The sequence below is a fragment of the Achromobacter sp. JUb104 genome, assembly GCF_024806975.1.
In the GTDB taxonomy this organism is placed as follows: Bacteria; Pseudomonadota; Gammaproteobacteria; order Burkholderiales; family Burkholderiaceae_B; genus Achromobacter; species Achromobacter spanius.
In genome coordinates this window covers 314993-338030 of the sequence record NZ_JANUEY010000004.1, presented here as the reverse complement: position 1 = coordinate 338030, position 23038 = coordinate 314993, and the positions used below count along the sequence as shown (strand labels likewise).

The following is a 23038-nucleotide window of genomic DNA, read 5'->3' as shown; positions in this document are numbered from 1 at the left end:
CTGGGCTATGGCCTGCCGCGCTCCACCCATCCTACGGATGCGTTTTGCCGGGCGGGTGACGTGATGGTGCTATTTGGCGGTGCTTGATGGGTTTCTCGCGTTGGGGGGCTGGGTACTGGGCTATGGCCTGCCGCGCTCCACCCATCCTACGGATGCGTTTTGCCGGGCGGGTGACGTGATGGTGCTATTTGGCGGTGCTTGATGGGTTTCGCGCGTTGGGGGCTGGGTGCTTGGCTTTGGCTTGCCGCGCTCCACCCATCCTACGGGTGCGGTTTGCCGGGCGGGTGACGTGATGGCGCGAATTCGGCGGTGTGTGATGGGTTTCGCGCGTTGGAGGGCTGGGTGCTTGGCTTTGGCCTGCCGCGCTCCACCCATCCTACCGGTGCTTTTTGCGGATGGATGGCGCGATGTTGATCGTAGGATGGGTGGAGCGCGGGAAACTGTGCGCTAGAACACGACTGGGTATCGCGCGAAACCCATCAGGCAGCGCTGAATTCTAGGAAAGGGTGACCACAGTGCGACGGCTGCTTGATGGGTTTCGTGCGATCTACGGTGGGGTTCTTGCCACTGATCTCCCGCACTGCACCCATCCTACCGGCTTCATCCATCCTACCGGCTGCACCCGTCTTATCGGCTACACCCACCCTACGAGCTGCACAGGGTCATTTGAAAGGCGACGTCGCGGGCGACTTGCTGGGGTTTGAATTCGCCGTCCTGGGTGGAAAAGCGTATCCAGATCATGTACTTATTCGCGCTGATCTCGGGAAACAGACCTTGGTCCGGGTCTACCCAGACACGCAGCAATTGGAATTGCTTGCCGCCCAGCATCTGCTGGTAGGCGCCCTGCTCGGCCACGATATCGGTCTTGCGGCCGGATTCGCGCAGCAATCGCAAGGCCAGCGTCAGCCCGTCGTATAGCGCCAAAAAGGGAGACACCCAGGCCTGCAGGTCCGCGCAGCGGGCGGCTTCGGACTTGTTCTGCCAGGCAAAGTAAGAAGGCATGTCCACTTGCGTGGCGCTGCCCGGCACGGACAGGCGTCCGCGCAAGCTGGTCAGCCATTCGTTTTCACGCAGGGACTGCCCGGTCTTGCCGGGCGCGGCCAGGGCGCTGGCCACTTTTTCAAGTTCGCGCAGCATGCCTTCCAGCGCATCCTGCGCCACGCCGGGGTGATCGCGCAGGCCCATCAGCGCGGTGCGCTGGCGCTCCAGGTCTTGCAGCACGGCGCCTTTCACGTCGGTGCGTTCGCAAGCGTCGAGCAGATCGAAAAGAGAGGTGACGGCCACCTGATGTTGGCGTGAGTCCCCAGCCCGCGAAAAGAAAAACAACCTGTCCAACAGGTATTCCAATCGCAGGTAAGCGCGGATGCGCTCATTGAAGGGATATTCGTAAACAATCACGCTTTTTTACAGGCCCATCAGTAGTCGGCCAAACGGCCGAGATGTTCAGAGTGCCGGTCAAGTTGTGCTTACCGGCTCGTTGTCGCCGCCAGCGCAAGCCAGCGGTCATGCAAGATCCTTGCCTGCGCGCGCAACTGCTCTGGTGATGTGGCGCCGTCGTTGGTGATGACGTCGTCCGCGATGTCCAAGCGAGTTTCCCGCGCAGCCTGTGCCGCCATAATACGCCTGATGGCTGGCTCCGTCAGCCCGCTGCGCGCCTGCACGCGAGCCACTTGCGTGTCGGGGTCGCAATCCACCACGCAGATGCGATCCACGCGCCCACGCCATCGCGTCAGGGACTCCACCAAAAGCGGCACAACGAACACCAGATACGATCCGGTCGCGGCCGCGGCCTGGCGCCGCGTTTCTTCGCTGATGATGGGATGCAGCACGGCTTCCAATCGCAACCGCGCCTGGGGGTCCGAGAAGGCGCGCTCGCGCATCCATTCACGGTTGAGCGCGCCGTCCGGCGTCAGCGCCTGCGCGCCGAATTCAGCTTCAATGGCGGGCATCGCCGCGCCGCCCACCGCCGTCAACGCACGCGCGATTTCATCGGTGTCGACCAGCGTCGCGCCCCATTCCGCCAGCATGTCGGCCACGCGGGACTTGCCCGAACCGATGCCACCCGTCAGCCCGATCTTGAACATGATGTTTATCCTTTCTTGCCGGACTTTCGTCCTGGTGCACCTAGTGCATTAACTGCCACAAGCCCGCATCGCCGCCCAGCAGCAACATCACGATACCGGCCAGGGCCAGGTAGGGCCCGAAGGGCAAAGGCTGCCCTCGGCTCGCGCGCCCGCTCAGAGTCAGCGCACCGCCGATCGCCACGCCCACCAGGGACGCCGCCAGCAGCAGCATCGGCAGCGACTCGGCGCCAAACCATGCGCCTAATGCCGCCAGCAGTTTGAAGTCGCCATAGCCCATGCCTTCGCGTCCGGTCAGCAAGCGGAACAGATGAAAGATCAGCCACAGGAAAACATAGCCGGCCACGGCCCCGATCACCGCCATGGGCAGCGTGGTGAACGTGCCGAACAGGTTGACCAACAGACCCGCCCACACCAACGGCTGCGTCAGCACATCCGGCAGCAGTGTGGTCTCAAAATCAATCCAGGCCAAGGCGACCAGCATGGCCGACAGGCCCATGGCGAACAAGGCAACCGGTGTCGCACCGTAGCGCCACGCACAAGCGGCGAACAAGGCGCAGGTCAGCAATTCAATCGCGGGATAACGCCAAGCGATCACCGCGTTGCAGGCAGCGCAACGTCCACGCAGCAGCAGCCACCCCAACACCGGCAGCCTGCGCCAGCCGCGTACCGGAGCGTTGCAGGCCGGGCAGTGCGACGCGGGGCGGAACAGGCCATCTGGGCTGTCCGGCCGCGCGCGGCCCACCGCATCCAGGCACTGCGCCTGCCATTCGCGTTCCATCATGCGGGGCAGCCGGTAGGTCAGCACCGTGAGCCAGCCACCGATGAACAGCCCGGCCAGCGCGGCCAGGCCAATAAACATGCCCAAGGGAATATCGAAGACCCGCCACACCACGTTCATGCCGCCGCCTGCCCCACGCGCGCACCCGAGTCCGCGCCCCATCTGTCGGCCAGAAGGCAAAAGGCGAAACACCGGCCGTGTCGTTTATTGTTCATAAAGTGCTGGCTACACCCAAGAGTGGCTAAGGGAACGTATCGAATCTTCGCATAAGTGCGTAAAATCGGAGACAGACTCAACTCACGGATAAGCTGCCATGACCGCCCGCGTCGACATCGTTTCTCGATCCCGCAAACTCAGCGTCATGGGGCTGCTGCTGGCCGGAACCGCCCTAGGCGCGGCAGGCTGCGCCCAACAAAAAACCGAAGGCTATTACGACCCCCCGGTTGAAAGCACGGTGACCGATGCCCAATACCAGGGTTCGGGCGCCGGCTACCGCAGCGTCATCCGCGCGCCGTCGCAAGTGCAGATCGCGCTCAAGCCCGATGCCCGCAAGCCGCAGAACCAGGCCGCGCAAGCCTCGGGGGATGCCCCCAGCACCGAAGACGGCCAAGCCGTGCCGGAAGGCGCAAGCAATGCAGGCGGCGCTTCCACGCCCGCCCCGGCCCCGGCCCCCAATGCCGCGTCGCAAAGCCTGGTGCCGCAGCCGCAAACCTATATGGGCACCCTGCCGTGTTTCTCGCCCGCCATGCAATGCACGGCGCAGCGCGTCACGCTGACCTTGGCTCCCAACGGCCGTTGGCGCGGCCGCACGGCCTACCTTGAAGACGACCCCAAAAAGGGCCCCGCCGTCACCGAGCAAGGCTGCTGGGATGCCACCGACGAACGCCCGCCGCGCGTCATCCTGATGGATGCCAACGGCAACGTACGTGTTGAATTCGTGGTGGCCGCCAACAATGTGCTGCGTGTGCGTTCCATTGGTGGCCAAACGCCCAACCTGAACTACAACCTGACCCGCCAGCCGGACCTGGATCCGATTGACGAGCTGGCCAAGGCCGCGGCGCCCAAGTGCCCCTGATGCCATAAAGGCAATGCGACGCCGGGCCGGTTGAATCTGCCCTGCTCCACGACGCAACGCCCATCGGGCCTGACGAACACCACGTTCGCCAGGCCCGGTTCTTTTTGGGCGCAAGCTGGCGGCACATGGGTGCGTCATGACTCGGGCGCGCCGGGTCGGGGATCAGGGGCGGGCGATTCAGGAACCGAGGGTGCGGATTCACCTGCGCCAGGTGGGCAGCCGCCGTATTCCTGAGAGGGTTCGTGCAGCACGTGGGGCGCTGGCAATGGCGATGGCGGAACATGCGCGGGGGCAATCGACGGGCCTTCAGGCAAATCCCCCAGCGCCGCGGCTTCCAGGATGGGAGACGCGCCGGAACGGCCATGCGCGCACAGACGGCAAGCCAGTTGCATGGCGTTGCGAGCGTCAAGCTTGGCGAAGATGCGGGCGCGATGGGCCTCGGCCGTGCGCAGCGAAATGCCTAGGTCAATGGCGATGACCTTGTTCGGCCGGCCGGCCGCTACATAGGCGACGATTTGCCGTTCGCGGGGCGTCAACGCGGAAAGCGCCGTGTCAAGATCGGGACGGGAAACACGCATGGGGCGACTCGTTTTTGCAATGTAGGATTACAAGAAGTCTGCCCGGCCGCCCAAAACGGCGATAGCTGGCAATTCTGTCAGGGGTCAGGGCGGCGCAGGGATGCCACCCTCGACCCGGGCCCCGCCCCCGCATAGGATCAGGCCTTGTAGGCCAGTTCCAGGTTGTCGATCAGTCGGGTGGCGCCCAGCTTGGCGGCTGCCAGCACCACCACGGGTTCGCCGGCCTGCAGGTCGGCGGCGTCAGGGCGGTTCAGGTCACGCTGACGGCGCAAGGCGATGTAGTCCACCTTCCAGCCGCGCTGGGTCAGGTGGTTGGCGGCGTCACGCTCAAGAGCCTGGGCATCGCGCTCACCTTGGGCCAGACGCTGGCCCATGTTCTGCAGGGCGGCATAGAGCGCGGGCGCCTCGGCGCGTTCGCCCTCGGTCAGATAGCGGTTGCGCGACGACAGCGCCAGGCCGTCATCCGCGCGCACGGTTTCATGCGCCAGCACTTCCACCGGCAGTTGGAACTGGCGGCACATATTGCGCACCACCATCAACTGTTGATAGTCCTTCTTGCCGAACACGGCCACGCGCGGCTGCACGCAGGAAAACAGCTTCAGCACCACCGTGCTGACACCCTCGAAAAAGCCCGGGCGGAACTCGCCTTCCAGGATGTCGCCCAGATCATTCGGCGGCTGCACGCGGAAGTTCTGCGGTTCGGGGTACATCTCGCGCTCATTGGGCGCGAACAGCACGTAAACGTCGCGCGCCTGCTCCAGCTTTTCGATGTCGGCGGCCAGGGTGCGGGGATATTGATCGAAGTCTTCGTTGGGGCCGAATTGCAGGCGGTTCACGAAAATACTGGCCACCACGGGGTCCCCGTGCTGACGCGCCAGCTTCATCAAGGACAGGTGGCCTTCGTGCAGGTTGCCCATCGTCGGCACGAAAGACACGCGGTTTTGCCCGCGCAGGTGATCGCGCAATTCCTGGATGGTGTGTACGACTTTCAAGGGGACTCTCCGGGGTTGGGGGCAGCCCGGTCAGGATCAGGCCGCGACCGCCGCCACGCTGGTGTAAGCCAGGCGGACATAGATGGGCGCGTAGGGCTCGGCCTGCGTAATCTCAAGCAAGGATTCGCGGGCCAGCTCCAGCATGGCGATGAAATGCACGACAACGACCGCCGCGGGCGCGCCTTCGCGGACACGCTCCATGAAGAGGTCGCCGAATTCCATGAAGCGCACGTCGTTCAGGCGCCGCAGGATATGCGTCATGTGGTCGCGCACCGACAACTGTTCGCGGGTGATGTGATGGTGCTGGTTCAGCTTGGCCCGTTTCATGATGTCGGCCCAGGCCTGGCGCAGGTCGTCCACGCTGACCTCGGGCATCATGCGTTCAACGCTGAGGTCGGCCACGGCCTGGCTGCTGACAAAGTCGCGGCCCAGTTGGGGCAGCTTGTCGAGCTTTTGCGCGGCCAGCTTCATCTGCTCGTATTCAAGCAGGCGGCGCACCAGCTCGGCGCGCGGATCCTCGGGCTCTTCGCCGGTGTCGGTTTTCTTTACCGGCAGCAGCATGCGCGATTTGATTTCAATCAGCATGGCCGCCATCAGCAGATATTCGGCGGCCAGCTCCAGATTGGTGATGCGGATCTGGTCCACATAAGACAGGTACTGCCGCGTGACATCCGCCATCGGGATGTCCAGAACGTTGAAGTTCTGCTTGCGGATCAGGTACAGCAGCAAATCCAGCGGCCCTTCGAACGCCTCCAGAAACACTTCCAGCGCATCCGGCGGAATGTACAGATCCGTCGGCATCTGGAACAGCGGCTCGCCGTACAGGCGCGCGAACGCCACGCTATCGACGGTGTCTGGCGTGCTGTCCACAGGCGGCGCCACTAGCTTGTCCAGGGCCTCGCCAGGGACTGAAGGGTTACGGGACATGTCTGCCGCAACGGGGATCAGTCTGCCGAGTACACGTACGGTTTTTGGGGCACGCGGGCCGCGCGGAAGCCTTCAAGCAGCTCCGAATCTTGCTGTTTGTCCCACAGACGGGCGCGGCCTTCACGCTGGCGTTCTTCCGTGCCAGGGTGCGACTGCTTGAAGTCTTTCAGGAAAAGGGTGATCTCGGATTCGTAGTTGGTCGCCATGACGCCAATTTCAGTAGGTTGCAGATCCGACGAGTTTACTTCACGCCGGGCAAATCCCCGGCGTTACAATCGTCAGGCTTCCAACGCCCCCGCCCGCCATGTCAGCCGAATCCGCAGCCGCAGCCAATCCCGCTCCGCCCTCAAACCCGGACGCGCTGCGTGCGGCACGCATGATCCCCTTCATCGTGGGCTGTGCACTGTTCATGCAAATGCTGGACGCCACCGTCGTGGCCACCGCCCTGCCCGCCATGGCGCGGGCCTTGGGGTCTACGCCGGTGCGGCTGAACGTGGCGATTACGTCCTACCTGCTGGCGGTGGCCGTGTTCGTGCCGATCAGCGGCTGGGCGGCTGACCGCTACGGCGCCCGCCGGGTATTCTTGGCCGCCATCGGGCTGTTTACGCTCAGTTCGGTCGCCTGCGCCATCTCGCAGGACCTGCCTCAGTTGGTCATGGCACGGATCGTCCAGGGAATGGCGGGCGCGATGATGGTGCCCGTGGGGCGCATCATCCTGCTGCGCACGGTGCCCAAGCAGGATCTGCTGAAAGCCATGTCGTTTTTGTCCATCCCTGCGCTGCTTGGGCCGGTGATCGGACCGCCGCTGGGCGGCTTCATGGTCACGTATATGTCGTGGCACTGGATTTTCCTGATCAATATCCCTATTGGCGTGTTGGGTATTGCGCTGGTGCTGCGCTATGTAGCTGAAATCAAGGAAGAATCCACCCCGCGCCTGGACTGGCTGGGGTTTCTGCTTAGCGCGCTCTGCCTGGCGTCGCTGGTCAGCGGCTTTGAAGCCATTGGCCGCGATGTGATGCCCTTGCCCATGTTGCTGGGGCTGATCGCGGTGGGCGCGGCGTGCGGATTCCTGTACGCCTGGCACGCACGGCGCATCGAACATCCCATCATCGACCTGTCGTTGATGCGCATTCCCACCTTCGCCATTTCCACGCTGGGCGGCAACCTGTGCCGCTTCGCCGTGGGCGCGACCCCGTTCCTGCTGGCCATGCTGCTGCAGGTGGGCTTTGGCCTGACGCCGTTCGCCGCCGGCATGATCACCTTTGCCAGCGCCGCCGGCGCGCTGCTGATGAAATTCGTGGCCACTCCCATCGTCCGGCACTTCGGTTTCCGCCGCGTACTGACCGTGAATGGGCTGCTTACCGGCGTGTTCATCATGGTGTGCGCCACCTTCACGCCCACCACGCCAGTGTGGTTGATGATTGCCATTCTGCTGGTCGGCGGCTTCTTCCGTTCGCTGCAATTCACCGGGGTAAATACGCTAACCTATGCCGACATACCCCCTTCCAAAATGAGCCACGCCAGCAGTTTCGCCGCCATGGCGCAACAACTGGGCATCACGTTGGGCGTCGGGGTGGCCGCGGTAACGCTGAACGTCAGCATGACCCTGCGCGGCGCCGAGACGCTTGCGGTCAGCGACGTCATCGCCGGCTTCCTCGTCATCGGGCTGATGTGCATGGCCTCGGTCCTTTCCTTTAGACGCCTTGAGCCGCAGGCCGGGGCACACCTGAACGGCGGCAAACAAAGTGACGACGAATGAATTTGTCCTAGCCCTGGACCAGGGCACGACCAGCTCGCGAGCCATCGTGTTCGACCGCGCGGGCGTGGTGCGCGGCGTCGGCCAGCGTGAATTTCGCCAGCACTATCCCCGGCCGGGCTGGGTGGAACACGATGCCGGCGAGATCTGGCACAGCCAATTGGACGTGGCCCGCGAAGCGCTGCGCAATGCCGGCGCCACCGCCGCCGACATCGCCGCCATCGGCATCACCAACCAACGCGAAACCACGCTGATCTGGGAACGCGCCACCGGCCGCCCGCTTGCCCGCGCCATCGTCTGGCAAGACCGCCGCACTGCGCCAATGTGCGACCAACTGCGCAACGACGGTCACGCCGACTTCCTGCAATCGCGCACGGGCCTGGTGCTGGACGCCTATTTTTCGGGCACCAAGCTCGCGTGGCTGCTGGACCACGTGCCCGGCGCGCGCCAGATGGCCGAGCGCGGCGAGCTGGCTTTCGGCACGGTGGACACCTGGCTGATCTGGCAATTGACCGGCGGCGCGGTGCACAGCACCGACTGCAGCAACGCGTCGCGCACGATGTTGTTCGATCTGCACACGCAGGATTGGAACGACGAGATCCTGGCGCTGTTGAATATTCCGCGCAGTGTGTTGCCCCGCATCGCGCCCAGCAGCGCGGTCGTGGGGGAAGCCCTGCCGGAATGGCTGGGCGGCTCAATTCCCATCGCGGGCGTGGCCGGCGACCAGCAGGCCGCCACCTTCGGCCAGGCCTGCTTCACCCCCGGCATGGCGAAGAATACCTACGGCACCGGCTGCTTCATGCTGATGAACGTGGGCGACAAGCCGGTGCAGTCCAAGAACCATCTGCTGTCGACGGTGGGCTGGGGGTTGCCGCAAGCGGGGGTTGATGGCTGGAAGCCCACCTACATGCTGGAAGGCGGCGTGTTCGTGGCGGGCGCGGCGGTGCAGTGGCTGCGTGACGGGCTGGGCATCATCCAGCGCTCGGAAGAAGTGGAATCCCTGGCCGCCAGCGTGTCGGATACCGACGACGTGTTCATGGTGCCGGCCTTCGCCGGCCTGGGCGCGCCGCACTGGGACCCTTATGCGCGCGGCACCCTGGTGGGCCTGACCCGTGGCACGACGCGCGCGCACATTGCGCGAGCGACGCTGGAATCCATCGCGCTGCAAAGCGCGGAGTTGCTGACTTGCATGAACGGCGACAGCGGCATCGCGCTGACCGAACTGCGGGTAGACGGCGGCGCCGCCCGCAACGACCTGCTGATGCAAATGCAGGCAGACCTGCTCGGCGTGCCGGTAGTGCGCCCGCGAGTCCCGGAGTCGACGGCATTGGGCGCCGCGGGTTTGGCGGGGCTGGCAGTAGGATTCTGGGGCAGCCAGGAAGAATTCGCCTCCAAGTGGCAAGCCGAACGCACCTTCGAACCCGCCTGGCCACAAGCCGTGCGCGAAGCCCGGATGAAGCGGTGGCGGCAGGCGGTGGAATTGTCGAAGGGGTGGAGTTCGGGGAAGTGATGGGTTACGTGCGCTGAGCACCCGCGTTCGCGGGCCGACCGCCTCGCACTTCACCCATCCTACAAGGCACGGCATCACACCCGTAGGATGGGTGCAGCGCGCGAGGCCCGATGCAAGAACCCCGTAGCCAGCCGCGCGAAACCCATCAAGCAGCCCACACCCGTAGGATGGGTGCAGCGCGCCAAACCCAGCGCAAGAACCCCACCCCCAACCGCGCGAAACCCATCAAGCAGCGCCGCATTCCTACCAGGATCCGCCACACCCGATCCCCGCAAACTGACATCAAGCCGCCCGCGCTCCAATCGCCACCACACGCGCGCTAAATTCCTTCAACAACTCCTCCCTGACCTGCTCCGCCCGCGCCAACGCCTCTTCCTTCACGTGCCCGTACCCACGTATCTCTTCCGGCACACTAGCCAGCGCGACAGCCTTATCCAGATTTCCGCGATTCAGTTTCGACAAGATTGCCGTCAGCGTTTCCCGATATTCCCGAATCAACTCCCGCTCTGCGCGCCGTTCCGCCGTATACCCAAACACATCCAGCCTAGTCCCGCGCAAGCGCCGCAGCTTCGCCAACACCCCAAACACCTTCAACATCCCCGGCCCGTAACTGCGCTTGATCAGATGCCCCTTCTTATCGCGCCGTGAGAACAGCGGCGGCGCAAGATGGAAATGCAGTTTCCAGTCTCCTTCAAACTGCTCGCTGACCTTCTTCACGAACTCGCCATCCGAATACAAGCGCGCCACTTCGTACTCGTCCTTGTAGGCCATCAGTTTGAAGTAGTACCGCGCCACCGCCATCGCCAGCCGCTGGGTGCCGGTGGCTTCCTGTTCTGCGCGCGCCACCTTGTCCACCAGATCCGTGTACTGCTTGGCGTAGGCCGCGTTCTGGTATTCGGTCAGGAAGGCCTTGCGCTGCGCCACCACTTGCGCCAGTTCACCCGACGGCTTCTTCAGCTCGACCACCGGGGTGGTGGTGCGTGGCCGCTTGAGCTCGATGATGTCTTCCGGCGGCGCCAGCGGCACGCCGCCGTTGGCCATCAGCCGCGCCACGTCGGCCGGGTCATGCGCCGCGCGGCGGCCCCAGGCAAAGGCGGTGAGGTTATTGGCAACCTGCTGACCGTTCAATTCAATCGCGCGCAGCAGCGCCGCTTGCGATAGCGGGATCCAGCCCTTTTGATAGGCGTATCCCATCATCAAGGGATTGGAATAGATCGCGTCACCCAGCAGCGCCACGGCCATCGCGGCGGCATCAACCGCGTAGAGCTTGTCATTGCCGCACGCGGCTTGCAGGTCGGCCGTCAGGTTGGCGCCGGGCAGCGTCCAGTTGGGGTTGGCCACGAATGCAGCCGTAGGCGCGGTATCGCTGTTCAGCAGCACGCGCGTGCGGCCGGGGCGCACGCGCGCCATGCTGTCCGCGCTGGTCGCCACCACCAGGTCGCCCGCCAGCAGCAAGTCGGCCTCGCCCATGGCAACCCGCGTATTCAACAAATGGTCGGGCGATTCCGCCAGCACCACGTGCGAATACACCGCGCCGCCCTTTTGCGCCAGGCCGGCCATATCCAGCACCGAACAGCCCCTGCCCTCCAGGTGCGCGGCCATTCCCAGCAATTGCCCGATGGTGACCACCCCCGTGCCGCCCACGCCCGCGATGAAGACACCATACGGTTGATCCAGCAACGGCACGGTGGGATGCGGCAAGCCTTCGTCCACCACACCCTCTTGCGACAAGGCCTTGGGCTTTTTCAGCTTGCCGCCTTCCACCGTCACAAAGCTGGGGCAGAAGCCCTTCAAACAGGAAAAGTCCTTGTTGCAGCTTGATTGGTTGATCTTGCGCTTGCGGCCGAACTCCGTTTCCAGCGGCTCCACCGACAAGCAATGCGACGCCTTTGAGCAATCGCCACAGCCTTCGCACACGCGCTCGTTGATAACCACGCGGCGGGCGGGGTCGGGATAGGCATTGCGTTTGCGGCGGCGGCGTTTTTCGGTGGCGCAAGTCTGGTCGTAGATCAGCACCGATACCCCGGGATGCTCGCGCAGATCGCGCATCACAGTGTCCAGTTCGTCGCGATGCATCACCGGCACGCCCGGCGCCAAGTCGGATATGTCCTTGTATTGGTCGGGGTCGTCCGTCACCACCACGATCTTGTCGATGCCCTCGGCCGCCACCTGCCGGCTGATCATCGGCACGTTGATGGGGCCGTCCACCGGTTGCCCGCCCGTCATGGCCACCGCGTCGTTGAACAGGATCTTGTACGTGATGGGCACCTTGGCCGCCACGGCCGCGCGGATCGCCAACAAACCCGAATGAAAATACGTGCCGTCGCCCAGGTTGGCGAAGACGTGCTTCTCTTCGGTGAACGGCGCCTGGCCCACCCAGGGCACCCCTTCCCCGCCCATCTGCGTGTAGACCTCGGTATTACGGTCCATCCACCTGACCATGTAATGACAACCAATGCCCGCCATGCCGCGCGAGCCTTCCGGCAAGCGGGTCGACGTGTTGTGCGGACAGCCCGAACAGAACCATGGCTTGCGTTCCTCCACAACGCGCGGACGCGCCAGCGCTTGTTCGCGGTCGCGGATGAAAGCCAGGCGCGCATCGATGCCCGCGCGCACGTCTTCCGGCAGATCAAAACGCAGCAGCCGCGCAGCGATAGCGCGGGCCACCATCGCGGGCGAAAACTCGTAGTGCGCAGGCAGCAGCCAGTTGCCCTGCGGCACGGACCATTCGCCGCCATCCTTGTCATCGAACTTGCCAACCACGCGCGGAATCTTCTTGCCGCTGCCGATCCAACTGAACAGTTCTTCCTTCAGTTGGTATTCCAGCACTTGGCGCTTTTCCTCAATCACCAAGATCTCGTCCAGCCCTTCGGCAAACTGCTGCGTGCCAGTGGATTCCAGCGGCCACACCATGCCCACCTTGAACAGGCGCAGGCCGATGCGCTGGCACACGGCTTCCGTCAACCCAAGGTCCGACAGCGCTTGGCGCGTGTCCAGATACGCCTTGCCCGACGTCATGATGCCAAAGCGCGCATCGCGTTGCGGCACGTGCCAGAGCTCGCGGTTGAGCTTGTTGGCGCGCGCGTAGGCCAACGCGGCGTACAGCTTGTAGTCCAAGAGCCGCGCCTCTTGTTGCAAGGGCGTATCCGCCAAGCGGATGTTCAGGCCGTCGGCCGGCAGGATGAAATCTTCGGGCAGTTGGATCTGCACGCGCTGCGGGTCCACGTCCACCGACGCGGACACTTCGACGATATCGGTGATGCACTTCATGCCCACCCACACGCCCGCGTAGCGGCTCATGGCCCAGCCGTGCAGGCCGTAGTCCAGCACTTCCTGGACGCTGGACGGAAACAGCACCGGAATCATGCAGGCTTTCAGGATGTGGTCGCTTTGGTGCGGCAAGGTGGATGACTTGGCCGGATGGTCGTCGCCCGCCACCACCAGCACGCCGCCATGGCGCGACGTGCCCGCCGCATTGGCGTGCTTGAAGACGTCGCCGCAACGGTCCACGCCGGGGCCCTTGCCGTACCACATGCCAAAGACGCCGTCGTATTTTGCGCCGGGAAACAGGTTGACCTGTTGCGAGCCCCAGACCGCCGTGGCAGCCAGGTCTTCATTGATGCCAGGCTGGAACTCAACGTGGTGCGCCTTCAGGTGCTTGGCCGCCTTCCACATGTTCTGGTCCACCCCGCCCAGCGGGGACCCCCGGTAGCCGGACACGAAGCCCGCCGTGTTCAAGCCGGCCTGTACATCGCGCACGCGCTGCATCATGGGCAGCCGGACCAGGGCATGGATGCCGCTCATCCAGGCGCGCCCGGATTCCAAGGTGTACTTGTCGTCCAACTGGACGGATTCAAGCGCCGCGCGCAAGGCGGGAGTCAGGGGGGCATTCATGTCTACTCCAAGATCCTGGATGCCCCTCCAGCAACGCGAGCCGCCTCGCTTGACGGTCACGCGGGCCAACAAGGGCCGTGAAAGTGAAGTCGTGGCGCGTACGCGCTGTAGTGCCGATAGTTGTAACCGGTCACCCCCACCCCGGCAATAGGGCGATGCGATAATTGCCGGCATGGACTTCGCCCCTCGAATCGTTGCCTGGCAACGCCAGCATGGCCGCCACGATCTGCCCTGGCAAAACACACGTGACCCGTATCGGATCTGGCTGTCCGAGATCATGCTGCAGCAAACGCAAGTGGCCACGGTGATTCCGTATTACGAGCGCTTCCTGCAACGCTTTCCAACCGTGGCCGCGCTTGCCGCCGCCACCCAGGAAGACGTGATGCCCTATTGGGCGGGGCTGGGCTACTACGCCCGCGCCCGCAACCTGCATCGCTGCGCGGTGCAGATCGCTGAAAACTGGAACGGAAGCTTTCCGCCTTCGGCCGAAGCCATCGCCACGCTGCCCGGCATCGGCCGGTCCACCGCCGCCGCCATTGCCGCCTTCGCCTACGGCGAGCGTTCCCCCATTCTGGACGGCAACGTCAAGCGCGTGTTCACCCGCCACTTCGGCATCGCCGGCGACCCCGCCAAGCGCGAGGTCGAAACCCGGTTGTGGGCGCTGGCCGACGCACAGGTCGAGGCCGCGCCCGGCCTGGACATGGCCGCCTACACGCAAGGCTTAATGGACCTGGGCGCAACGCTGTGCACGCGCGGCAAGCCCGCCTGTGAACGATGTCCCATGGCAGAGACCTGCGTCGCCCGCCGTGAAGGACGCCAGGCCGAACTGCCCACGCCCAAGGTACGCAAGACGATCCCCGAACGCGAGACGGGCATGTTGGTGCTGCAATACCAGGGCGCTTTCCTGTTGCAGCAGCGGCCCGAGCCGGGCATCTGGGGCGGGCTCTGGAGCCTGCCAGAATTCGACGTGTCGGGTGACCCCGATGCCGCTTCCCGCGCGCTGGGCCTGGAACCCGAACAACGCTTCGAACTAGCCGCCTTCGCGCACACGTTCACGCACTACCGCCTGCACATTCGCCCCTGGCTGGTGCCGGTGCGCGCGGCCAGCCTGCGCGAATCGCCCTTACCCGAACGCTGGGTGCAGGCCGACAAGCTGGCATCGATGGCGCTGCCCGCGCCGGTCAAGAAGCTATTGCAGGGGCTGGTCGACGCGGGGATGCAAGACAGATTGTTCTCCACGGCCAAGGCCTGAACCGCGATCGCGGCGGGCGGCGAGCGCCAGCGGACGACCAACGGCGCGCTGAACCGCTACCTGTCTTCGGGCGCCGCCCCGCTCAACAACATCACCAGCTTCAAGTCCGGATGCGTGGCCAGCCGGAACGTGATCTGCTGAAACGCCAGCTTGCCGTCGCGCGGATGCTGGAATTCGCGCAAGCCCCCTTCGCGTTCCACCACGGCGTGGCGCGTCCACCAATGGGCGAAGACGGGGCTTTGGCGATTCAGCGTGTCCAGCAAGGCCAGCACGGCGGACTCGTCCAGATGCGCACCCGCGTCGGCGCGAAATTCCGCCACGACGCGGCGCGCGCGCTGGTCCCAGTCCACCACCAGATCACGGGCGGCCGGGTCCAGGAAGATGTAGCGCAGCAGGTTGGGTTCGGGGTCGCGCGTGGGCCAGTTGTCGAACAGGTCGCGCAGCGGCTCATTACAGGCCAGCACGTTCCAGGCGCGGTCCAGCACATAGGCCGGCGCGTTGATCGCGTCCACGCATTCCTGCAAGGGGCCGGGCGCGGCGCCCGCGTCATCGCGCGCGTGTTGCGGGTCGGCGCAGTCGGCCAGGTCGAACAGGTAGGCGCGTTCCGCGCGCGCCAATTGCAGCACGCCCGCAATGCGCGACCACACGGACGGCGACACCGAGACCTCGCGCCCCTGTTCGATCCACGTGTACCAAGTGACGCTGATGCCGCACAACTGCGCGACCTCTTCGCGGCGCAGGCCAGGCGTGCGCCGTCGCATGCCTTCGGGCAGGCCGGCCATGCGCGGGGTGATGCGGGAGCGCGCGCTGCGCACGAATTCGCCCAGTGCCTGGCGGCGCAGGGGCGACCCGTCTTGGGGGGCCGTGCCTTGGGGGGAAGTAGTCATACCAGGATAAGCAATGGACTTGTACGTGTATAAAGGCCGGCCTATCTTAGCGCCTGCACCTGACATCCCGCACAACGCCATCAAAGGAATTTCATGACCGCCAGCACCCACGACGCCGCCGTCGACCGCCAGTTCAGCCCCCGCGCCACCGCGTACCTGACCAGCGCCGTCCACGCCCAGGGCGAAGACCTGCTGCAAATGGCCGGCATCGCCCGCCAACACCCCCAGGCGCGCGTGCTGGACCTGGGCTGTGGCGGCGGCCACGTGAGCTTTCACGTGGCGCCCGAGGTCAAGGACGTGACCGCCTACGACCTGTCTCAGCAAATGTTGGACGTGGTGGCGGGCGAAGCCGCCAAGCGCGGCCTGAACAACCTGGCCACGCGCCAGGGCAAGGCCGAATACCTGCCGTTTGCGGATGGCGAGTTCGACCTGGTGATGTCGCGCTATTCCACGCACCACTGGCAAGACGCCGGCCGTGGCCTGCGCGAAGCGTTTCGCGTGCTCAAGCCCGGCGGCATCGCCGTGTTTGCCGATGTGGTGTCGCCCGGCGAGCCGCTGCTGGACACCTGGCTGCAAACGATAGAAGTGCTGCGCGACACGTCCCACGTGCGCGACTATTCGGTGGCCGAATGGACGCGCATGCTGACCGAGGCTGGCTTCACGTTGCAGGGCCTGTCGCCGCGCCGCCTGCCGCTGGAATTCCAGACCTGGGTCACGCGCATGCGCACGCCGGAGACGCTGGTGGCGGCGCTGCGCCATATGTTCAGCATCGCGCCTGACGTGGTGCGCGCGCATTTTGACGTGCAGCAAGACGGCTCGTTCACCAGCGATACGGCCACGATCGTGGTGAAGAAGCCGGGCTGATTCACCCCCGCGCTATGCGATGCATGAGGTGCCCGGCATGTCCGGCGTGGATGCCGGGCTGACGGGTAAGGCAGCTCACGGCAGCAGATCGCTTAGCGCCCCGCCTACGCCCTGACTGCGCAGCGCGTGCGCCGCTTGCGACACCGCCCGCACAAAACGCGGGTCTGCGCCCAGGTCGCCGAACACTGCGGGCATGCCGGTCAGCGTTTCGGTCCAGGCCAGCATGGCGGCCGGCCCAGGGCCGCTGCATTCAGCGGCAAGTTCGGCGGCAAGTTCTGCTTGCGCGTAGCGTTGCGCCAGCTCGGCGGCCATGGGGTCCTGGATGTCGTAGCGCAGCCCAGCCTCGTCAACGCCGCGCAGGAAATGCAGCCACGCGGCAACCGCCAGCGCCAGCTTGCCGATCGGCAAGTCCGCCGCCAACCGCGCCCGTACGGTGTCCAGCAGGCGCTGCGGCAGCTTCTGCGAACCGTCCATCGCAATCTGCCGGGTCTGGTGCTTCAACGCCGGGTTCTCAAAGCGCTGCAACAGCCTTTGCTGATAGCGCGCCAGGTCCAGGCCCGGCAGGGGCGGCAGCGTCGGCACGATTTCGTCCTGCATCAACGCTGCCAGATAGGCTTTCAACGCGGGCTGCGCCATCGCTTCGTCCACGGTTGCCCAGCCCGCCATTACCGACAAATAAGCCAGCGCCGAATGCGCGCCGTTGACGGTGCGCAGCTTCAAGGTTTCAAACGGCGCGGCCTCGGCCACGAAGCGCGCACCGCCCGCGACCCAGTCGGGGCGGCCGGCCGCGAACTGATCTTCCACCACCCATTCCAGATACGGCTCACCCAGCACCGGCCAGGCATCGTGCATGCCCAGCGCTCGCGCCACATCGCGCCGGTCCTGATCGGTCGTGCGCGGCACGATGCGGTCCACCATTGAGCACGGGAACGCGCACAGTGTTTCGATCCACGTCGCCAGCGCCGGGTCTACCTGCCGCGCGAACTCCAGCACCATGCCGCGCAGCAAATGCCCGTTGCTGGGCAGGTTGTCCAGCGACATCAGCGTGATCGGGCCACGTCCCGCCGCACGCCGTTGCTGCAAGCCCCGCACCAGAAAGCCGATGGTGCTGCGCGGTGCCTGCGCTTGCGCAAGGTCATGCACGATGTCGGGGTGTTGCAGGTTCAAGCGGCCGCTGGCCGGGTCGTGGCAATAGCCTTTTTCCGTCACGGTCACGCTGACGATGCGCGTGTCCGCATGCCCGATGCGCGCCAGCACGGCCTGCGGATCTTCCGGCGCAACCAGCATTTCAAGCAGGCAGCCGATTACCGTGGCCTGCTGTTGCTCGCGGCCGGTCGCGTCGGCGCTGCGCAAGGCCAAGGTGTACAAACCCGCTTGCGGCGCCAGCGCATCGCGCGTGTCGGCCTGCCGCAAGGACACGCCGCAAATGCCCCAGGCCAGGTCCACGCCCCCGACCCCGCCCCCGCCTACATGCAGCGCGGCTTCGTTCACCGCGGCAAGATGCGCGCGCGCGAACGCGCCCAGGCCCAGATGCACGATGCCCACGCGCAAGGCGTTGCGGTCGTAAGAAGGCCGTGCCACGTCCAAGGGCAGCGAGGCCAGACAAGCAGGTGTCAGGTGCTCCACACCAGCCGCTACCAATTCCATAGCGTGCCGTCCTGCTGCAAGCGGTTCACCGGCAGGTAGGCGCGCTTGTACGGATACTTGGCCGCCAGCTTTTCGTCGATGTCGACCCCATGGCCGGGCACATCACCGGGGTACAGCATGCCTTGGTCGAACGTATAGGCGTGCGGAAACACGGCGTCGGTCTCTTCCGTGTGGCGCATGTATTCCTGGATGCCGAAGTTGGGCACCCACAAATCAAAGTGCAGCGCCGCCCCCATGCAAACCGGCGACAGATCGGTGGCGCCGTGGCAGCCGGTGCGCACCTGATACAGCGAGGCCAGGTCCGCGATGCGGCGCAGATGCGTGATGCCGCCAGCGTGCACCACGGTGGTCCGGATGTAGTCGATCAACTGGTTTTGCACCAGGTCCTTGCAGTCCCAGATGGAATTGAATATCTCGCCCACGGCCAGCGGCGTGGTCGTGTGCTGCCGGATCAGGCGGAAGGCATCCTGGTTTTCTGCCGGTGTGGCGTCTTCCATCCAGAACAGGTTGTAGGGTTCCAGCGACTTGCCCAGCCGCCCGGCTTCAATCGGCGTCAGGCGGTGATGCACGTCGTGCAGCAGATGGTGCTCGAAACCCAGCTTGTCGCGGATGCGGTCAAACAGTTGCGGCGTGTGGCGCAGGTACTTTTCGGTGGACCAGTCGTGCTCGCTGGGCAGGTCGGCGTCGGCGGGCTCGTAGAACAGGTTGCCGCGCCCCACGCCGTAGACCTTGTCCAGCCCCGGCACGCCGCTTTGCGCGCGGATGGCGCGGTAGCCCATGTCGGCATAGCGCAGGACTTCATCCACGGTGTGCTCGATGTCCGAGCCATTGGCGTGGCCGTAGACCATGACGCCGCTGCGGCTCTTGCCGCCCAGCAGCTGATACAGCGGCAAGCCCGCCGCCTTGGCCTTCAGGTCCCACAGCGCAGTGTCCACGGCGGCAATCGCTGTCATGGTGACCGGGCCGCGTCGCCAGTAAGCGCCTTTGTACAGGTACTGCCAGATGTCCTCGATCTGATGCGCGTCGCGCCCGATCAGGCAGGGAATGACGTGTTCGGTCAGATAGGCCGACACCGCCAGTTCGCGCCCGTTCAAGGTGGCGTCGCCGATGCCGGTCAGGCCCTGGTCGGTTTCGATTTTCAAGGTGACGAAATTGCGTCCCGGCGAACAAACGATCACGCGAGCATTCGTAATTTTCATTTTGGTTTCCGGGTAGGCGGGAGGGGGATAGAAAACTGGGGCGAACCGGCTGGATGCCGCGTCAGAACGTCACCATCACTTTCATCGCCTGATGCCGGTCAGCCGCCAGCGCGAAGGCGTCATGCACGTTGCGCACCGGCACCGCCGCCGTCAGCAGGGGCGACACGTCCAATACGCCCCGGCTTAGATAATCCACAGCCCAGGCGTATTCATCGACAAAGCGAAAGCTGCCGATCACGGACAAGCTCTTCACCATGATCTGGTTGAAGGGGCATTGCTCGCTGCTGCCGTTCAAGGTGCCCACGGTGACGATCACGCCGCGCGGGCGCGTGGCGCGAATGCAGTTGGCCAGCCCCGCGTAATTGCCGGAGGCTTCGAAGCACACGTCGATGGTGCCCTTGCCCTCGGCCAGCGCGTCGATGGCGCCCGGGTCGGTCGCGGCGTTGAGGGTGCGCGTGGCGCCCACCCGGGAGCAAGTGGCCAGCGTTTCGTCCACGATGTCCACCACCGTCACCTGGCTGGCGCCGGCCAGCCGCGCCCCCATCAAGGTCAGCGCGCCGATGGGTCCGGCACCCACCACCATCACCGACTTGCCCAGCAGGCTGCCGGCGCTGCGTACCGCGTGCAGCGCCACGGCCAGGGGCTCGCCGAAGGCGGCGAGTTCGAACGACAAGCTATCCGGCACGGGCAGGCACTGCTTTTCCTGCACCACCACCTGTTCGCGCATCGCGCCCTGCATGTGCGGATACCGGCTGGCGCTGCCGAAAAAGTGCACGGCTTCGCAATGATTGGAATCGCCTTGGCGGCAGTAGCGGCACACGCCGCAAGTGCGCGCCGGGTCCAGCGCCACGCGGTCGCCCCGCTTCACGGTGGTGACGGCGGCCCCCACTTCAAGCACCTGACCCGAGGCCTCGTGGCCCGGCGTCAGCGGCTCGCGGATGACGAAGTCGCCCACCCTGCCATGGCGGTAGTAATGCAGGTCCGACCCGCAGATACCCACGGCCTTGATGCCCACGCGCACCTGCGTCGGCGCCAGCGGCTCGGGCGCCTGTTCGTCCAGGCGCAGATCCTGGGCACCATGAATTGCGCAATTCAACATGCTTGTGTGCTCACTGCATGGCGGGATGCCCTATCGCCACCCCTGTGCGAACTCGCCGATGACGCGCTCAAGGTGAGCGCGCATGGCTTGCCTGGCCGCCTGCGCATCGCCAGCGACCAAGGCGCTGAAAATGCGCTGATGGTCTTCTTGCGATGCCTGGCGTAATTCCTTCGTATGGAAATGCTGTTCTATCTTTTTCCAGATAGGCCCTTGGGCCTGATCCCACATCGACGTCACCGTCGCCAGCAGCACGCTATTGCCGGTGGCCTGCGCGATATACAGATGAAAGCGGCGGTCAGCCGCTTCGTTGGCCGCCTTGTCCGTCATGTGTTCGCGCATGGTCGTCAGCGCTTCAAAGATGCGGTCCAGGTCGGCGTCGTTACGGGTGGTGGCCGCCAACGCGGCGATTTCGGATTCAATCAGGCAGCGTGCACGCAGCAATTCAAAGGGCCCCGCCCCCGCTTCCTGCGCGGGCGGCAGGCGCGCCACGCCGGGCTTGGGTTCGCAAACGTAGATGCCCGATCCGCCCCGCACTTCCACCACCCCTTGCAGTTCCAGCGCGATGATCGCTTCGCGCAGCGCGGTGCGGCTGACGTCGAAACGTTCGGCCAGCGCGCGTTCGGCCGGCAAGCGCTTGCCGACGGCGAATTCGCCTTGAGCGACCAGGGCCTGGATTTGCGCGGCCAGCCGTACATAGGCGCGGTCCGCCACCGGCTTGTTGGCGGGTTCTTCGAGTTTGGGGAGCAGTTGCAGCGTCATGGCATTTGAAAAGTGGTTCGACCAAATCTAAATTGGTTTACCAATTTTCAACATCATGGTTTACCAGTATCAAAGTGGTAAACCGTCGAAGCAAGCTGGAAAAGCGAAGCCTGCTCGACACACCCCGCGCCCACGCGGTATAGATGGCGGTTCCACAAAATCCGTGCCGGTAAGGAAAGCGCCATGTCCGAATCATCATCACAGCCCGTGTCCGCCCAACCCCTGTCACACCCGGCCGGCGACGATACCCTGGCCAACCTGACCGTCGGCCAGGCCGCCGCCCTGATCCGCGAAGGGAGCTTGTCCAGCGTCGCGCTGACACAGGCCAGCCTGGACCGCATCGACGCCCATGCGGCGCTGAATGCCTTCATCACCGTGGACCGCGACGGCGCGCTGGAACAAGCCCGCGCCTATGACGCCAGGCCGAACAAAGGGCCGTTGGGCGGCGTGCCCATCGCCATCAAGGACAACATCCACGTGGCCGGCTTGCCCAACACGGCCGGCACGCCCGCCCTGAAATCGTTTCGGCCCGCCGAAGACGCGCCGGTGGTGCAACGGCTGCGCGCGGCGGGCGCGGTCATCGTGGGCAAGACCAACATGCATGAACTGGCCTTTGGCGTGTCGGGCTACAACACCGCGTTTCCCGGCCCGTTGGGCGATGGCACGCGCAACGCCTACGACCACAGCCGCATCGCCGGGGGTTCGTCGTCCGGCAGCGGCGCGGCGGTGGGTGCGCGCCTGACGCCCGCCGCCATGGGCACCGACACGGGCGCATCGGTGCGGTTGCCGGCTTCAGTGAACGGCGCCGTCGGGTTCCGGCCGTCGGTCGGGCGCTACGACGGCGCGGGCATCACACCCATTTCGCACACCCGCGACACCCCGGGCCCCATTGCCAACAGCATGGAAGACATCGTGCTGCTGGATGCGGTGCTGGCCGATGACGCCACAGCGCTTGCCCCCCTGCGTTCGGAGAACATCCGCCTGGGCCTGGCCAGCTATTTCTGGACCGACCTGGCCCCCCAGGTGCGCGACGTCACGTACGCCGCGCTGCAAAAGCTGCGCGACGCCGGCGTGCAATTGGTAGAGATCGACATGCCCGAGCTGCCGGCCGCGAATGCGGCGGTGGGCATGCCGCTATGCCTGTACGAACAAAAGCCCGACCTGACCGCCTACCTGCAACGCTACGGCACGGGCGTGAGCTTTGACGAGGTGGTGGCGCAGATATCCAGCCCCGACGTCAAAGGCATCTTCGAAGGCTTGATCGTGCCAGGCGTGCTGCCCACGCCGGACGGCCAGGTGCTAGCGCTGCAACCGCTGTACGAGCGCGTTATCGCGGAACAACGCGATGAGCTCATCGACGTTTACCGCCGCGCGTTCCAGGAACACGAGCTTGACGGCCTGCTCTTTCCGACGGTGCCGATCCTGCCGCCGGCCGCCACGCCGGAAGCCAGCAGCTTCGAGGCGTTCAGCGAATTGGCCCGCAACGTGGACCCCGGCAGCAACGCCGGCCTGCCGGGCTTGAGCGTGCCGGCCGGGTTGTCGAAAGAAGGCTTGCCGGTGGGCTTGGAAATCGACGGACTGCCGGGCGAAGACCGGACGGTGCTGGCTATCGGGCTGACCGTTGAACGCATCCTGGGCCGCATCGCCCCGCCGAAGCCATAGACAGGAATAGGCGGCGATGGTTGGGAACAGGCGCCACAGGCGCCAAGGGCGCCACCTGCCAGGGCCGGCGCTCAG

19 protein-coding genes are annotated in these 23038 nt (G+C 65.2%); 6 read left to right on the top strand and 13 right to left on the bottom strand.

The window, feature by feature from the left end:
• Nucleotides 1-645: 645 nt before the first annotated feature.
• The 3 genes from zapD to M2361_RS27365 all read right to left on the bottom strand — a co-directional run bounded on the left by zapD (nucleotide 646) and on the right by M2361_RS27365 (nucleotide 2982).
• The gene (gene zapD, locus M2361_RS27375; RefSeq protein WP_259252906.1) at nucleotides 646-1398 is read right to left on the bottom strand and encodes a cell division protein ZapD; all 753 of its coding nucleotides are present in this window, start codon (nucleotides 1396-1398) and stop codon (nucleotides 646-648) included.
• Between the two features lie 68 nt (nucleotides 1399-1466).
• On the bottom strand, nucleotides 1467-2084 hold the full coding sequence (gene coaE / locus M2361_RS27370; protein ID WP_259252905.1) for a dephospho-CoA kinase: 618 nt from the start codon (nucleotides 2082-2084) through the stop codon (nucleotides 1467-1469).
• Nucleotides 2085-2124: 40 nt separating this feature from the next.
• Complete coding sequence (locus M2361_RS27365) at nucleotides 2125-2982, bottom strand: A24 family peptidase (RefSeq protein WP_259252904.1); 858 nt, start codon at nucleotides 2980-2982, stop codon at nucleotides 2125-2127.
• 193 nt (nucleotides 2983-3175) lie between these two features.
• Between M2361_RS27365 and M2361_RS27360 the strand changes: the two genes are divergently transcribed.
• Nucleotides 3176-3937, top strand: a complete 762-nt coding sequence (locus M2361_RS27360) for a copper resistance protein NlpE (RefSeq protein ID WP_259252903.1) — start codon at nucleotides 3176-3178, stop codon at nucleotides 3935-3937.
• Nucleotides 3938-4071: 134 nt separating this feature from the next.
• Here the strand turns inward: M2361_RS27360 and M2361_RS27355 are convergent, their stop codons facing one another.
• The 4 genes from M2361_RS27355 to M2361_RS27340 form a co-directional block, all read right to left on the bottom strand.
• Nucleotides 4072-4515 carry a response regulator transcription factor gene (locus tag M2361_RS27355; protein WP_259252902.1) on the bottom strand — a complete coding sequence of 148 codons (444 nt, stop codon included), beginning with the start codon at nucleotides 4513-4515 and terminating at the stop codon, nucleotides 4072-4074.
• Between the two features lie 137 nt (nucleotides 4516-4652).
• A complete protein-coding gene (panC, locus tag M2361_RS27350; protein WP_100853285.1) occupies nucleotides 4653-5507 on the bottom strand; it encodes a pantoate--beta-alanine ligase in 855 nt (284 codons plus the stop codon).
• Nucleotides 5508-5543: 36 nt separating this feature from the next.
• Nucleotides 5544-6434: a ScpA family protein gene (locus M2361_RS27345; RefSeq protein ID WP_050447028.1), complete on the bottom strand. Its 891-nt coding sequence runs from the start codon at nucleotides 6432-6434 to the stop codon at nucleotides 5544-5546.
• 17 nt (nucleotides 6435-6451) lie between these two features.
• Nucleotides 6452-6640: a DUF3460 family protein gene (locus tag M2361_RS27340; protein WP_100853287.1), complete on the bottom strand. Its 189-nt coding sequence runs from the start codon at nucleotides 6638-6640 to the stop codon at nucleotides 6452-6454.
• Between the two features lie 98 nt (nucleotides 6641-6738).
• Between M2361_RS27340 and M2361_RS27335 the strand changes: the two genes are divergently transcribed.
• Nucleotides 6739-8193, top strand: a complete 1455-nt coding sequence (locus M2361_RS27335; protein ID WP_259252901.1) for a DHA2 family efflux MFS transporter permease subunit — start codon at nucleotides 6739-6741, stop codon at nucleotides 8191-8193.
• Entirely contained in the window at nucleotides 8180-9700 is a 1521-nt protein-coding gene (gene glpK / locus M2361_RS27330; RefSeq protein ID WP_259252900.1) for a glycerol kinase GlpK, read from the top strand. Before M2361_RS27335 ends, glpK begins: the two co-directional genes overlap by 14 nt.
• 282 nt (nucleotides 9701-9982) lie before the next feature.
• Here glpK and M2361_RS27325 read toward each other — a convergent pair whose 3' ends face one another.
• Entirely contained in the window at nucleotides 9983-13594 is a 3612-nt protein-coding gene (locus M2361_RS27325; RefSeq protein ID WP_259252899.1) for an indolepyruvate ferredoxin oxidoreductase family protein, read from the bottom strand.
• A gap of 172 nt (nucleotides 13595-13766) precedes the next feature.
• Here M2361_RS27325 and mutY point away from each other — a divergent pair, with 172 nt between their 5' ends.
• Nucleotides 13767-14846 (top strand): A/G-specific adenine glycosylase, encoded by a 1080-nt coding sequence (mutY, locus tag M2361_RS27320; RefSeq protein WP_259252898.1) that lies wholly within the window; start codon nucleotides 13767-13769, stop codon nucleotides 14844-14846.
• Between the two features lie 56 nt (nucleotides 14847-14902).
• Here the strand turns inward: mutY and M2361_RS27315 are convergent, their stop codons facing one another.
• Nucleotides 14903-15733 (bottom strand): helix-turn-helix transcriptional regulator, encoded by an 831-nt coding sequence (locus tag M2361_RS27315; protein WP_259252897.1) that lies wholly within the window; start codon nucleotides 15731-15733, stop codon nucleotides 14903-14905.
• Nucleotides 15734-15826: 93 nt separating this feature from the next.
• Between M2361_RS27315 and M2361_RS27310 the strand changes: the two genes are divergently transcribed.
• Entirely contained in the window at nucleotides 15827-16597 is a 771-nt protein-coding gene (locus M2361_RS27310) for a class I SAM-dependent methyltransferase (protein WP_259252896.1), read from the top strand.
• Nucleotides 16598-16672: 75 nt separating this feature from the next.
• Here M2361_RS27310 and M2361_RS27305 read toward each other — a convergent pair whose 3' ends face one another.
• The 4 genes from M2361_RS27305 to M2361_RS27290 form a co-directional block, all read right to left on the bottom strand.
• On the bottom strand, nucleotides 16673-18244 hold the full coding sequence (locus tag M2361_RS27305) for a mannitol dehydrogenase family protein (protein ID WP_259252895.1): 1572 nt from the start codon (nucleotides 18242-18244) through the stop codon (nucleotides 16673-16675).
• Nucleotides 18232-19443, bottom strand: a complete 1212-nt coding sequence (manD, locus tag M2361_RS27300; RefSeq protein ID WP_259252894.1) for a D-mannonate dehydratase ManD — start codon at nucleotides 19441-19443, stop codon at nucleotides 18232-18234. Before manD ends, M2361_RS27305 begins: the two co-directional genes overlap by 13 nt.
• Nucleotides 19444-19504: 61 nt before the next feature.
• Entirely contained in the window at nucleotides 19505-20542 is a 1038-nt protein-coding gene (locus M2361_RS27295) for an L-idonate 5-dehydrogenase (protein ID WP_259252893.1), read from the bottom strand.
• Nucleotides 20543-20572: 30 nt separating this feature from the next.
• A complete protein-coding gene (locus tag M2361_RS27290; protein ID WP_259252892.1) occupies nucleotides 20573-21301 on the bottom strand; it encodes a FadR/GntR family transcriptional regulator in 729 nt (242 codons plus the stop codon).
• 183 nt (nucleotides 21302-21484) lie between these two features.
• Here M2361_RS27290 and iaaH point away from each other — a divergent pair, with 183 nt between their 5' ends.
• The gene (gene iaaH / locus M2361_RS27285) at nucleotides 21485-22963 is read left to right on the top strand and encodes an indoleacetamide hydrolase (protein WP_259252891.1); all 1479 of its coding nucleotides are present in this window, start codon (nucleotides 21485-21487) and stop codon (nucleotides 22961-22963) included.
• The last annotated feature ends 75 nt before the right edge of the window (nucleotides 22964-23038 follow it).